Annotated in this window: 11 protein-coding genes; 3 read left to right on the forward strand and 8 right to left on the reverse strand. The window is 44.1% G+C overall.

The window, feature by feature from the left end:
- The first annotated feature begins 516 nt into the window (after window positions 1-516).
- Window positions 517-1,707 carry a cardiolipin synthase gene (cls, locus tag ACTWQL_RS17185; RefSeq protein WP_443143659.1) on the forward strand — a complete coding sequence of 397 codons (1,191 nt, stop codon included), beginning with the start codon at window positions 517-519 and terminating at the stop codon, window positions 1,705-1,707.
- 360 nt (window positions 1,708-2,067) lie between these two features.
- Complete coding sequence (locus tag ACTWQL_RS17190) at window positions 2,068-2,796, forward strand: ZIP family metal transporter (RefSeq protein ID WP_443143660.1); 729 nt, start codon at window positions 2,068-2,070, stop codon at window positions 2,794-2,796.
- On the opposite strand, the gene ACTWQL_RS17195 is transcribed toward ACTWQL_RS17190, so the two are convergent.
- The 8 genes from ACTWQL_RS17195 to speE all read right to left on the reverse strand — a co-directional run bounded on the left by ACTWQL_RS17195 (window position 2,797) and on the right by speE (window position 11,289).
- Window positions 2,797-3,267, reverse strand: coding sequence for an RDD family protein (locus ACTWQL_RS17195; protein WP_443143661.1), 471 nt, complete (start codon window positions 3,265-3,267; stop codon window positions 2,797-2,799).
- Window positions 3,268-3,333: 66 nt separating this feature from the next.
- Window positions 3,334-4,098 carry an alpha/beta fold hydrolase gene (locus ACTWQL_RS17200; protein WP_443143662.1) on the reverse strand — a complete coding sequence of 255 codons (765 nt, stop codon included), beginning with the start codon at window positions 4,096-4,098 and terminating at the stop codon, window positions 3,334-3,336.
- A gap of 88 nt (window positions 4,099-4,186) precedes the next feature.
- The gene (locus tag ACTWQL_RS17205; protein WP_261131135.1) at window positions 4,187-4,360 is read right to left on the reverse strand and encodes a XapX domain-containing protein; all 174 of its coding nucleotides are present in this window, start codon (window positions 4,358-4,360) and stop codon (window positions 4,187-4,189) included.
- Between the two features lie 267 nt (window positions 4,361-4,627).
- A complete protein-coding gene (argS, locus tag ACTWQL_RS17210; RefSeq protein WP_443143663.1) occupies window positions 4,628-6,298 on the reverse strand; it encodes an arginine--tRNA ligase in 1,671 nt (556 codons plus the stop codon).
- A complete protein-coding gene (locus ACTWQL_RS17215; protein WP_443143664.1) occupies window positions 6,295-6,729 on the reverse strand; it encodes a DUF1934 domain-containing protein in 435 nt (144 codons plus the stop codon). Before ACTWQL_RS17215 ends, argS begins: the two co-directional genes overlap by 4 nt.
- Before the next feature lie 205 nt (window positions 6,730-6,934).
- A complete protein-coding gene (locus ACTWQL_RS17220) occupies window positions 6,935-9,103 on the reverse strand; it encodes a PAS domain S-box protein (RefSeq protein WP_443143665.1) in 2,169 nt (722 codons plus the stop codon).
- Between the two features lie 476 nt (window positions 9,104-9,579).
- Window positions 9,580-10,452, reverse strand: coding sequence for an agmatinase (gene speB, locus ACTWQL_RS17225; protein WP_443143666.1), 873 nt, complete (start codon window positions 10,450-10,452; stop codon window positions 9,580-9,582).
- A 9-nt stretch (window positions 10,453-10,461) separates the two neighbouring features.
- A complete protein-coding gene (gene speE, locus ACTWQL_RS17230) occupies window positions 10,462-11,289 on the reverse strand; it encodes a polyamine aminopropyltransferase (RefSeq protein WP_443143667.1) in 828 nt (275 codons plus the stop codon).
- Between the two features lie 409 nt (window positions 11,290-11,698).
- On the opposite strand from speE, the gene ACTWQL_RS17235 reads away from it, so the two are divergent.
- Window positions 11,699-13,768, forward strand: coding sequence for a transglycosylase domain-containing protein (locus ACTWQL_RS17235; RefSeq protein WP_443143668.1), 2,070 nt, complete (start codon window positions 11,699-11,701; stop codon window positions 13,766-13,768).
- Window positions 13,769-13,832: the final 64 nt, after the last annotated feature.

Raw genomic sequence — 13,832 nt, forward strand, 5'->3', positions numbered from 1 at the left:
CCTTCTTCCTTATTTTTTGATAGACACCTTTTTTGTAAAGGCTGTATTCGTAAACTTTGTTGATTTTGCACTTAAAGAAGTATAAAATACTTTCTTCAGTATAAGGGCAACTAAGGCTCGACCTACAAAAGGCATGGTCTCGCCAAGTTTTCTTTAAAAGTTGTTGATTTCCGCTCCAGGATGCTCGCTATCCGCGGGGAGTGCGGTGAGCCCGCTCGTCGCCTTGCGACCTCAGGAGTCTCCTTTTCAAGGAAGCATTTGTGCTCCTGCGTCTACAAGAAAGTCCTGTCGAAGCGAGCTTCCTCGTCGCATGCCTTACGAGGAGATTATTCAGGTAGTAGGCACGCTGATCCCACAGAAGTCTCGCACCTTACTCTCCAATCAACTTGCACATGGTGGTTCATTACCAAAATGACCCAAAAGCAACAATCTTTTAGAAAACAGCCATGATAGATAAGGCTTTGATTGGGAATAGTAAGAGCACAAATCGTCTGTCATTTGAGGTGTGCTGAGAAAATGTTCATGACTATCGTTGTAATCATCGCATGGCTCATTCTTTGGGCTTCGATCGACTTTTATCTAGGATGGAAAAATCACTCAAAAGAAACGAATCAGCTCTACCTCCCCCCTGAACGAGGAAAAGCCGAGTTGATCTCTGAGGGCGTCCCTTTCTTTTCAAAATTATTTGCCGACTTGAAGGAAGCAAAGTCTTTCATATACGTTCAGTTTTATATCATCCGGAATGATCCGCTTGGGCAAGAATTGTTCCAAATCGTGAAAAAGAAAGCTTCTGATGGTGTGACTGTTTATTTAGTGTTTGATGCAATCGGAAGTTACCAGTTGCCTAAAAAAACACTTGAGAACCTCAAATCCTACGGGATCAAAATATTGCAGACCGAACCGCCTCAACTTCCTTTTCTTTTTTATACATTCAACCGCCGGAACCATCGGAAAATCACAGTGGTCGATGGAACGATCGCTTATATTGGCGGTTATAACATCGGCGAAGAATACATCGGAAAAAATCCAAAGCTTGGCCATTGGCGGGACTATCATTTGAGATTGACCGGAAAGGTGGTCGAGCAATTCGTTAAATTGATCCAATGGGATTGGAAGAAATCGACTGGAGCATCTCTCGAAATCACACCTCTCGCCACTGAGGATACTGGCGATGAAGCCTTCGCATTGCTTGCGACCAACGGTGAACAAATGGAAGAGTTCTTTTTGAACAAAATCGAGGAAGCGGAAAAATCGATTTTCATCGGTTCACCATATTTTATCCCCGGGAAGAGACTTGTCCAGGCATTGAAAAAAGCAAGCAAAAAGGGGATCAGAGTGACGATCTTGATTCCAATGCGATCGGATCACGCTTTCGTGAAGGAAGCAGCGATCCCCTATCTTCTTCCGCTCCTTGCAGCTGGTGTTGAAGTGTACCGCTATTACCCGGGCTTCTACCATTCCAAAGTCTTCTTGATCGATCGGAAGTTCTGCGATCTCGGGACAGCGAATTTCGATAAACGGAGCTTTTATTTGAACAATGAAGTGAACTGTCTCTTCACTTCAACTTCACTGATCCAAAAGATCGAAAGGGTACTCGAGTTTGATCTTCAACAATCCGAACGTTTGACACTGCCGGATCTACGTAAACGCTCAATTTTGGAAAAAGGCAAAGGATTACTTGCGCTTTCAATCTCCCGTTTTCTTTAGATAAGGTTATGCTAAATCATGTTGTTGATTTACTTCAAAATTTACTCCCTTTCCGCGGGCGAACCGAGAGCCTCCTCACTTGCACAGGATGTCAACACAAAAATGAAATCATTTTCGTGTCTGCGATGGGGATTCTAAGAAGCTTTCCTTATGCTGGCTTCGACGTTCACCGCAGGACGTGGTGGTTTTTAGTCGAAGATCCTTTTAAAACTTTGGGGTCTCTCCTGGCTCGTTTTTCCCGCAGGAGTGTCGTAAATTTCGTTTAAAATCAACAGGAGTTCTCAAAGACGTGACCAAAACACTAACGATCGTAAAGACTTGAAAGTTTCTTTGAAATTCAAACAAAAAGGATGAAGTGTGATGTGGCTCGCCTTATTTGTGGGAGCGATTGCTGGTTCGTCAGTTTTCCTTGGTGCATTGACTGGCCTCAGAGTCAAGTTTCGCGAAAAGTATATTGCGATGATCATGGCTTTCGGTGCAGGAATCTTACTTGGTGCTGCTGCCTTTGAGCTTTTGACTGAATCTGTTGAAAGAGGCGGAATCATAGCCACCACAATTGGATTTTTATGCGGAAGCATCGCGTTCACAAGCTTCAATCTCTATTTATACAAAAAAGGTGGACACAAGCGGAAAAGCTCTGATCGGAATCCACAGGACCATTCAGGGTTAGCGATCTTTTTCGGAACGTTGTTGGATGCAATACCGGAATCAATCATCATTGGGGTCAATATTTTACAAGAGGGTAAAATCGGCTGGTTGTTTTTCATTGCTGTTTTCATCAGCAATTTCCCTGAAGGACTTTCCAGCACGGTCGGATTAAAAAAGAACGGTTACTCACACACGAAGATTCTCAGTATGTGGGCAACCGTCTTTGTCTTGACAGGATTAAGCGCTCTTGCCGGCTATTTATTTCTAAAGAATGCGATGCCTGAAACAATTTCGATCATCAATGCCTTTGCAGCTGGCGGAATCATCGCGATGGTCGTTGATACGATGGTGCCCGAGGCATTCAAGAAAGGCGGGCCGCTCGTGGGTTTCATCACTTCACTAGGTCTTCTGATCTCGCTTGTTCTCATTCAGCTTCAATGATTATGCGGATACTTTCGTGTTCTGTTGTATATATTTCGGAACGGAGTCCTTCACAACAACTGTATTCGCGATGAGGTCATGCAATGATTTTCGATCAGGACGTATCATCATCATTCCTATACTGACGAGAAGCAACGCCCCAAATGAAATCACGTAAAAGAATGGGACTACTCCATATCTTAGGACCATACATAAAATTCCTGGATCGGTCCCTTTACGCATTTCGATACGGATCCCTGCCATCCATTTTCCAATCGTGTACCCACCGGTCAAAACCGGAATGATCAACCAATAAAAGATTTCTACAGCTACCGTGAACCAGTCCCCTCTCCAAGTCCCGAAAACGAGAAAACTGATTGCACTTAAAGGAGCCGTTACGACAACAAGATCTACAATCATAGCCAATGCACGCTGCGATAAAGATGCATATACTTGGACACTAGGGCGTCGATGCTTCTTCACTTCGTCCATCCGCTTCTCCTCCTTGAAGTACAGCTTGTATAACTACTGTATGCGATTGACTGGAAAGATATATCGTCATCTTATTTCTGCACTGATGAATTCATGGACTAGATGGTTGAAGATGTTCCATTTACGGATCGGCACTTCGTGGAATGCATTCTTGACGATGGCGATGTGCGGCTGCTGCAAATGGTGTCTGTACACTTCTTCAAAGTTTTTGATATGCACGACACGATCTCCATAAATGACGAGTACCGGAACTGAAATGCTCGTTAATTGATTCAGGCAGGAATAGTTGTATGAGGCTTGATAGAAGTTGTACCAATTTTTCTGATTTGTCTTTCTCACTGTTTTCCACAGGCGCTCTTGTTCTTCCTTCTTTTTCCCATGACTTATCACTAGAATTTTCGAAAGAAGTGCAGGTGAAAATTGCAATAGCTTCATCCCTGCAAGAAACTCGGCTTTCAAGAATGTTTTCACATAAGGAAAACCTCCGCTTAAAATGAGTCCGAGAACCCGATCTGGATATGTGATCGCAAAATACTGCGCGACCGATCCACCTGCAGAATACCCGCAAATGACCGCTTTTTCCACTTGCAATTCATCTAGCAATCGAAGCAATTCCTCAGCCAGACTTTCGATGGTGACTTGTCCATTTGCAGGGTCACTGAATCCGTGTCCACACATATCATAGGTGATGATCCGATAAGAAGTGGATAAATGTGACTGATACATGAATACACTTTTCCCAAGTCCAGGAGGATGAAGGAAAACGATCGGAATCCCTTCCCCCTTATCCTCTACGCTTATATTACGGCCTAGTACCAATTTAACAGACATCTCGTTTAAGCCCCTTTTCATCTGGCTTTGCCACAACGTTTTGGTGGTTGCATATCAATTTCAAAAACGCGAACGTTGATGGCAGTGGTTATCCATTTAATAGCAGAGGCATTACCGTTATGACGAACTTATAGCCGAGGTAGATTCCAACAATCCCAAGGATGCCTGCAAGCGCTGGCGGAGCAGGAATCGGAAGCTTGAATGCGGCGAATACGACTCCAACGATGAAGCCGCACAATATTGATAATAATGCAATTTTCATATGAAAAATCCTCCAGTGTATTTCATCCACTTTGTTATGTAATTGTTGATTCTGCGAAATTCACTCCCTTTCTGCAGGCGATCCGCGAGCCTCCTTTCGAGTTACTCGCTGTGGGGTCTCGCTAGGCTCGCTTTTCCCGCTGGAGTGTCGCGAATTTTACTTAAGAAATTTTCTCGATTGATCAACATTACAATTTTACAAAGTCTTTCTTTAAAAGATAATGCTCTCTGCTAATTAGTATGACAGAGAGCATTACGAAATATGTCCTTACATTTTTTCTGGTGCGGAAACACCAATCAATTCTGTTCCGTTCTTGATCGTTTGCTGAACTGCTTTCATCAATGCATATCTTGCCTTGCTTTGTTCAGGGTTTTCATCATCAAGAACCCGTTCTGCGTTATAAAAGCTATGGAGTGTCGAGGCAAGCTCAAACAAGTAGTTCGTCATCCGTTGCGTCGACAAGGACAATGCAGCCTCTTCGACCGCTTCAGGAAACTCCCCTAGCTTTTTCAACAGATCATATTCTTTTTCCGAACGAATCGTGGAAAAGTCCACTTGTTCCTCGAATGAATAACCTTTTTCTTTTCCTTGGCGAAGCATGCTGCACACGCGGGCATGCGCGTATTGGATGTAATAAACCGGGTTTTCGTTTGAACGGGATACAGCAAGATCCATATCGAAATCTAGATGGGAATCTGCGCTGCGCATTGCGAAGAAATACCGCATTGCATCGACACCGACTTCATCCATCAGTTCCCGTAACGTGACGGCTTTACCAGTCCGTTTACTCATCTTCACTTTTTCACCGTTTTGGAAAAGACTGACGAGCTGGATGATCTGGACTTCAAGCTGATCACGCTCATAGCCAAGCGCCTCAACTGCAGCCTTCATACGCGGGATATAACCGTGATGGTCTGCACCCCAGATGTTGATGACTGTTTCAAAACCTCGCTTGAACTTATCGAAGTGATACGCCAGGTCAGGTGTCAAATACGTATAAGTTCCGTCATTCTTGATCAGCACCCGATCTTTGTCGTCTCCATAATCGGTTGTTCTGAACCATGTCGCGCCATCTTTCTCATAGGTGACACCTTTTTCCTTCAGCAATTCAAGTGCTTCATCGATTTTGCCAGATGTATAGAGAGATGTTTCTGAATACCATTGATCGAAAAGGACACGGAACGCTGCCAGATCTTCCTTGATTTTATCAAGCTGTTTTTCAAGTCCATATTCCCTGAAGAATCGTAAGCGTTCTTCCTGGTTCAAGGTGACATATTTGTCGCCTTCCTTTTCTGCTACCTCTTCTGCGAACTTGATGATATCTTTGCCGTAGTATCCGTCTGCCGGCATCTCGCCTTCATGGCCGAGTGCCTCTAGATAACGGGCTTCAAGGGATAATGCCAGATTGTGAATTTGATTCCCTGCATCATTGATATAATATTCCCGAGAAACATCATAACCTGCTTTATCGAGTATGTTACAAAGTGTATCTCCTACGGCTGCACCGCGTGCATGACCGAGATGCAGGCTTCCTGTCGGGTTGGCGGAAACGAATTCGATCTGGACCTTCTTGTTCTGTCCTGTTTCAGTATCCCCGTATTTATCACCTGCTTCGATTATTGCAGGGATCAGGTTGGTCAAGTAGTGGTTGTCAAGGTAAAAATTGATGAAACCAGGTCCTGCGATTTCGATTTTTTCAATCGAGGCTTTCGTCTGATCGAAGTTCGCAACCATTTCCTCAGCGATTTGACGTGGTGCTTTTTTTGCAATACGCGCGAGCTGCATCGCCATGTTCGTCGCGAAATCTCCATGATCTTTGTTCTTCGGAAGCTCAAGAACGACTTCTGGGAGTTGATCTTCTGTTGTTAAACCTGCTTTTACGACCGAATCAGCGATTTCTTGTTTCAGTTGTTCCTTCACCTGTTCTACAATCGTCATCTTTCTTCCCCTCTCAGCTTGATAAGCATTTGATGGTAGCCGGCCTCTTCACCCTGGAAGAGCACCTGATAATCCAGTAATAAATAACCCTTCTGTTCTGCATCGTTCCAATTGAAATCTACCTTCTCCGTCCGGGTTGCGATCTGGATTGGACCATAAGGACTTTCATAGGTACCTTCCATCTCGATTCCAGGAGTGAACCGTTGTCGCATCGACACTGCTCCCTGGCGGATGATGGTGATATCATCGCTTTGAATTTTTATCGTCGTATTCACTTTGTCCGTTTCATTGATTACTTCTACATAACGAAGGTAGACAGCATCATTTTTCCTGTATAACGTTCCACTAGAAGATAATGAAGTATCTTCTGTTGTACCTGACTCGGTGATTTTTGTATGTAGATCCACTTCGATAGGTATCGTTATATCCACACTGTTCACACCCTTCTCTTCATTAACTTACCCATTATAATAAAAAAGCGCCTCCTCTTTCAAGGTTCAGCGCTAAGACGTTTCATCGGAAAATTTTTCTATAAAGTATGTTTTGTTATACGTAATTGCTGTTTTTTGCTCCGTATCGGGGGGCGATACGCGGGAAATCACTCCCGTATCGGGTAGCGATACGCAGGAATATCCATTAACCATCAATTGGAAGCGGCAGGATTACCTCGACTGTGGTACCTTCTTCTTCACTGCTGGAAAAATGGATTGTTCCATTATGATCCTTGATGATTTTGAAACTGACCATCAATCCCAGGCCTGTGCCTTTTTCTTTTGTCGTGTAAAAAGGTTCCCCAAGTCTCGACATGCGGTCCTTTGGAATGCCCGGACCCTGGTCTTTGATTCTGATAAAAAGTTTCCCATCCTTTCTGATTCTTGACGAGATGAAAATCTTCCCTCCATCCGGCATGACTTCGATGGCATTTTTGATCAAATTGATGAAAACTTGCTTTAATTGATTCTCTTCACAATCTATCATTGCAGCATCCGCTTCCAGATCTGTGATGAATTGGATGTTATAAAGGTTTGCCTGTCCTTCTAACAGCTTCAAAACATGACGGATTAGGTTGCCTGCCTTCTTTTTCTCGAAGCAGATGCTTTGTGGTTTCGCCAGCAAAAGCAATTCGCTGATGATCTGTTCGATCCGGTCCAGCTCGGATAGGACGATCTGATAATAAAGCTCTTTCTCCTCAAGCCCGTTCTCCATCATCTGGACAAACCCTTTGATTGAAGTCAACGGATTCCTGATTTCGTGGGCGATTGCTGCAGCCAGTTCCCCTACAACGGTCAGTTTTTCTGATCGCCGGAGCAATTCCTGTGATTTTTTCTCATCAGATATATCCCTTAGAATCCCGTACATACCGATGATTTCATCGTCGACGATCATCGGGAATCCAACAACACGTACTGTGATCGTTTCGCCATCCTTCCGTGTCATATGTTTCTCGAATTTCATCGTTTCGCCTCGGAAAATCTTTTCGTAATTAGCGACGACTTCCTCTTTTTCATCAGCCAGCAGGAAATCTGTATATTGCCTTCCAATCTGCTCTTCCTCCGTAAATCCTGTTATGGTAACGATCGCTGGATTTATGCTTGTCAATTCTCCGTTAAGATTGATTGAATAGATGCCGTCTGGATTATGCTGAAAGAGGGATCGGTAACGACGTTCACTATGGAGAAGCGATTTTTTCGCTGAATTTTTCTCGGTGACATCCCTGAACACAGCGAGAACGTAAGTGTTCCCATTCTCTTTGATCGGGATTGATTTCCCTTCAGCTTCTAGAATCTGTCCATCTGGCCGTACGAATTTGATCGGAAATAATTGCGTATATCGTTTTCCTTGCATCACGTTTCGGACACGTGCTTCTGACTCTTCCTGATACTTCGGATGAATGAATTGGGCAGGGTCTTTCCCGATGATTTCGGATTTGTCCTCGATTCCGAGCATCTCGACAGCCACATCATTTACATATAAAACTCTTTCAGAATCATGCAAACAAACCGGATCAGGAGAGTGCTCGACAAGCTGTCTGTAACGATATTCAGATTCAAGCAATGCTTGCTGCGCCTGATGCAGAGCCGTATTATTCATCGCAATACAAAAAGCGCCTGAAACCTTTTGGTCGGTATAGATCGGCAAATGGGAGAATTGGAAATCGACCACTTCCCCATTGTTTGTTTTAAGCGATAAGTCCGTGGTTATACGTTTTCCTTGCAGGACATTTTCGAGACAGGTTTCCACATCCCCATCATGGCTGGCAATAAGTGCGGTGAAGACGTCTTTTCCAACAAGCTCCTCTTTTTTGAATCCAAGGACATTTTGGACAGCAGGATTAGCATTTGTGATTAGTCCCTCCAAATTTATTGAAAAGATCGGCACAATATTCTGATGAAAAAGAGACTCATATGGCTCTTTATTCAACGAGTGCAAAACACAATCATGATGAGGAGTCTGTTGTTCATCTTCCGGCTCGACTTCTGGAGTTTCTTTTTTGCGCACAAGCAGATCGATCCGTCCGTTCAAATTTTTTGAGAAGTAGAGTTCAGCAGTGCGCTCATGTCGATCAAGCCCGACTGCCTCCATCTCGAACCAGATGTCCTCATAAAAATGGCTGATCTCCAGGCTCGGGAAGAATTGAAGGATATTTTTCCCGATCAGTTCTTCGTTTTCTATGCCTATCCAGCTACTGATCGTTTGGTTGGCATATAGGATTGAACCATCTGGCTTGATCTGTAAAAAGCCGTCCGAAAGTTGATCGATGAATGTTTGGTTGAACTCCAGTAATGCGGAAGGTGTCCTTTGCACGGTACTTGCTCCTTTATCTCACTTAAGTCATTTATACAATCTTATGGAAGATGTAATCGTGGCATAGCACAAGCCACCATATTTATCGCCACCTAACTAATTAGACTTTTGCAATGAATCTCCTCCCCACACTTCCTATTTGTCATAAAGCGATAATATTGTCGAAATATCCATGGTATCGGGCACTTGTTTGCCTGCGTCATAAAATTAGAGGACAACTGTTCCGCTATTTGCGAAATTACCGACCATTTTCTGATGATTTCAGCCGAATAAGGTCTCTGGTGTCCTCCATTTTTTCGGCTACCCTTTCCAGCATGACATGATATGTAAAGAAAACTTGGCTCAGCCAAGCCTTATGCGTTGGCTGAACCTAAGTTACACTTATATTGAAAAAAGTATTTTATACTTTCTTTAAATGTAAAAAACCCTTTTAGAAAGCGTTCATCTTTCTAAAAGGGCTATAAACTCAAGGTAACTTATTTCACCCAGCCTAGGAGCATTTCTCTAATGAATTTGCTTGCTGCGATTGGCGTTTGTTCGGAATGGTCATATACCGGGGCGACTTCGACTAGATCTGCACCGATAACTTTCACATCTGACTTTGCAATGAGCACGATCGCTTCGAGAAGTTCTTTCGAAGTGATGCCGCCTGCTTCCGCTGTTCCTGTGCCTGGTGCATGCGCAGGGTCGAGCACATCGATATCGATAGTCACATATACATTGCGACCGGCAAGCTTCGGCAGTACCGTCTTCAACGGTTCTGCCACATCGAATTTCGCCAGATACATGCCTGACTCTTTCGCATACTGGAATTCCTCTTTCATTCCAGAACGGATTCCAAACGAATAGACATTCTCCGGTCCGATGAGCTCACATGCTTTACGAATCGGTGTCGAATGGGATAAAGGCTCCCCTTCATAGTCTTCGCGCAGATCCGTATGGGCGTCGATATGGATGACTGCAAAATCCTCATACTTTTTATGAAGTGCTTTAAAGATCGGCCATGAAACGAGGTGCTCCCCGCCGATTCCGAGCGGAAACTTCCCCACATCTAAAATTTTCCCTACATATTCCTCGATCATATCGATACTGCGCTGCGGATTTCCAAAAGGCAGCGGCATGTCCCCTGCATCGTAAAACCGTACTTCCTCAAGTTCACGATCCATGTACGGACTATATTCTTCGAGGCCGAGTGAGACTTCACGGATTTTAGCAGGACCGAATCGTGAACCAGGACGGAAGCTGACCGTCCAGTCCATCGGCATCCCGTAAATGACCGCTTCACTGTCTTCGAAACTAGGATGACTCTTTATGAACACATTTCCTGAATAAGCTTCTTCGAATCGCATGGCTGCCTCCTACTCGACTAAGTCCCGGACGAATTTAGGGAGTGCGAATGCTGCTGTATGCAATTCTTTTGTATAGTACTTCGTGTCGATCTCATGAAAACGATCTTCAACCACTTTTAATGGATCGTGTTTTTTCGAACCAATCGTAAACGTCCACAAACCGCTTGGATATGTCGGGATGTTCGCGATATAAAGCCGCGTTACAGGGAAAATCTCTTTCACATCTCGGTGCACTTGAGAAATGAGATCCGCTTTAAACCAAGGGTTGTCGGTCTGCGCAACGAATACACCATCCTCTTTCAAGGCTTTTGAAATTCCCTCATAGAAGCCTTTTTCAAATAATTTAGCTGCCGGACCGACCGGCTCAGTCGAATCGACCATGATGACATCGTACTCGTTTTCACTTTTCGCGATGTGCATGAATCCGTCATCCACTTGAACGTCAACACGTGGATCCTCCAGATCCCCAGCGATCTCAGGCAAGTACTTTTTCGAATACTCGATGACTTTTCCATCGATCTCGACAAGTACTGCTTTTTCCACTGAAGGATGCTTCAACACTTCGCGGATGACACCGCCATCGCCACCGCCGACAACAAGGACGTGTTTCGGATTCGGGTGTGTAAAAAGAGGAACGTGAGCGACCATTTCGTGATAAACGAATTCATCCTTCTGGGTCGTCATGACCATCCCATCAAGGACAAGCATGTTACCAAACTCTTCTGTTTCGATCATGTCCAAACGCTGAAAATCCGTTTGTTCCGTATGTAATGTCTGCTTGATTTTCGCAGTGATGCCGAATTTCTCTGTCTGCTTTTCGGTATACCATAATTCCATTCCATTCACCTCATCTTTATTTCTTAAGCTTTGCTAAATTTTATTTTTGATTAGGAAATTTCTTAGAAATCAACAATTAAGTTCTGTTCCCATAATCGATCATCTATTGTCCGTTTCCCTCAGTCATCCATTTGAAACTTCCAAATTCATAATGTGCAAGAAAAGTATACTCGATTGCCCTATTTTTGCAAGGGAATTTTTATAGCTAAATTTTAACAAACTCCTTCATGTCAACGTTTAGAATCGTTGAAACCCTCCCATACTAGTAAAGAAAACTTGGCAAAGCCTAGCCCTAGCGTAGGCTGAGCCATTGTTTACCATATACGTGGTTCTTAAACTTTTCTACTGCATTTGGTTCGTCATCTGCTGAACCAAACGTGTAAAAAACTCGAGTAAGGGGGGACATGTCGTGGAAGTCATAACTGTGGATCGTTTGATGAGAACATGGAAAATCGTTTGGCTCTGGCTTCGTACATTATTGATATTTTCATTACCTGTTGTATTGCTAGGTTCCATATTTCTTATCACAATCAATCTCATTGGTCCTCCACCCTTGAAAGTCCCCCAGACGACGGTCTTTTATGGATCAGATGATTCGATCATTGGTGAGTATGAACCCCTTGGTCAAAATCGTTTCTGGGTAAAAGTTGACGATATTTCCCCCTATATGACAGAAGCGACGGTGGCTGTTGAGGACAGGAGATTCTATAGCCATCACGGCTTTGATTATAAACGGATCGCGGCTGCCATCCTAGCGGATATCCGGGCAGGTTCGAAAGTGCAGGGCGCGAGCACGATCACGCAGCAGTACTCTCGGAATCTATTCCTGGCGCCAGATAAAACCTGGGAACGGAAGCTGAAAGAGGCGATTTACGCAGCAAGGATCGAAGCCAATTATACGAAAGATGAAATCCTTCAAGGTTATTTGAACACCATCTATTACGGCCATGGGAATTACGGAATCGAAGCAGCATCTCAATATTACTACGGGAAGTCTGCAAAAGATTTGAACCTGGCTGAATCAAGCATGCTGGCTGGTATTCCTAAAGGACCGTCTTATTATAGTCCAATCGTCAATATGGATCGTGCAAAAAAACGGCAAAAGATTGTGCTGGATGCAATGGTCGCAACAGGAGCAGCAAGTGCAAAAGAAGCAGTCCAAGCCTATGAAGAACCTTTAAAAATCGTGGGGAAAGCAAACTTGCCGATTGATAAAGCATCTTACTTTCAGGATGAAGTCGAATACCTTTTGAAAAACAAAATCGGATTAGATGCTGATGAAGTAGAGCTTGGCGGTTACCACGTCTATACAACCTTGGATCCGGAATTACAGGATAAAGCAGAGCACTGGGTTGAAAAATCGATCCCAAGAACCTCGAGTATACAAGTTGGCATGGTTGCACTCGATCCGAGGTCAGGCGATGTCAAAGCAATGGTCGGCGGAAGGAATTATTTGGAGAGCGCCTATAATCGCGCAACCCAGGCACGGCGTGCACCTGGATCCACATTCAAACCATTTCTTTATACGGCTGCCTTGAAGAATGGATTTACACCTTCTAGTCTGTTGATGAGTGAGCGGACGACGTTCTTTGAAGGAGAAGAAAATCAGTATACACCAGAAAATTTCGGCAACCATTATGCCAATGACAATATTACTTTAGCTCAAGCGGTTGCTGTTTCTGACAACGTTTATGCCGTAAAGACCAACATCTTCATCGGACCTGAACAGCTCGTTGAAACGGCCAAGGATTTTGGTATAAAGAGCGACCTGGCTTCAATCCCTTCGTTGGCACTCGGTACTAAGCCTGTCGGGGTCCTTGAGATGACATCCGCATACAGTGTATTTGCCAATAATGGTTTAAAAACTGAACCAAGATTCATCAAAAAAGTCGTCGACTATAAAGGAGACGTGGTGTACGAGCAAGATGTCGAAAAAAAGCGAGTCGTCGAGCCGGAATACGCATATGTGATGACGGACATGATGAAAGGCGTTTTCGATGAACGCCTTAATGACTATACACGAGTCACCGGTGCTTCCATCAACAGTCTGATCGATCGCCCGACAGCTGGGAAAACGGGCTCTACCAACTATGATAACTGGATCATCGGTTATACGCCTCAGCTCGTAACCGGCGTATGGACGGGATATGATAAAGGTAAAACATTACACCCGTTCAATGATGTCCTCTACTCAAAAAACATTTGGGGGCACTTCATGAAGGATGCGATGGCAGGTCGTCCGGTCGCACAATTCCCTAAGCCGAAGGATGTGGTCGGCGTGTATGTCAATCCAGATACAGGGTTGCTCGCGAGTGACAGCTGTCCCGGAAAGAAGCTTTCGTATTATGTTGAAGGGACAGAGCCTACGAAGTATTGTACAGGCGATGCTAGCGATCAGGAAAAAACAATGCCCGTTTCTCCAAAATCGACAGAGGAAAAAGGCTTTTTCAAGAAGATTTGGAACTGGATAAGAGGTTAAAAAGCGGATTGTTGCACTCATTGGAAAAAGGGACTGACTCATGATGAGCCAATCCCTTTTTCTG

Origin of the sequence: Pseudalkalibacillus sp. R45, assembly GCF_052246725.1 — a bacterium.
In the GTDB taxonomy this organism is placed as follows: domain Bacteria; phylum Bacillota; class Bacilli; order Bacillales; family Fictibacillaceae; genus Pseudalkalibacillus.

Excerpts from the sequence above, each read along its gene's own strand:
- cls (WP_443143659.1), top strand. The coding sequence starts at position 517 with ATGTTCATGACTATCGTTGTAATCATCGCATGGCTCATTCTTTGGGCT.
- ACTWQL_RS17190 (WP_443143660.1), top strand. The coding sequence starts at position 2,068 with ATGTGGCTCGCCTTATTTGTGGGAGCGATTGCTGGTTCGTCAGTTTTC.
- ACTWQL_RS17195 (WP_443143661.1), bottom strand. The coding sequence starts at position 3,267 with ATGGACGAAGTGAAGAAGCATCGACGCCCTAGTGTCCAAGTATATGCA.
- ACTWQL_RS17200 (WP_443143662.1), bottom strand. The coding sequence starts at position 4,098 with ATGTCTGTTAAATTGGTACTAGGCCGTAATATAAGCGTAGAGGATAAG.
- ACTWQL_RS17205 (WP_261131135.1), bottom strand. The coding sequence starts at position 4,360 with ATGAAAATTGCATTATTATCAATATTGTGCGGCTTCATCGTTGGAGTC.
- argS (WP_443143663.1), bottom strand. The coding sequence starts at position 6,298 with ATGACGATTGTAGAACAGGTGAAGGAACAACTGAAACAAGAAATCGCT.
- speB (WP_443143666.1), bottom strand. The coding sequence starts at position 10,452 with ATGCGATTCGAAGAAGCTTATTCAGGAAATGTGTTCATAAAGAGTCAT.
- speE (WP_443143667.1), bottom strand. The coding sequence starts at position 11,289 with ATGGAATTATGGTATACCGAAAAGCAGACAGAGAAATTCGGCATCACT.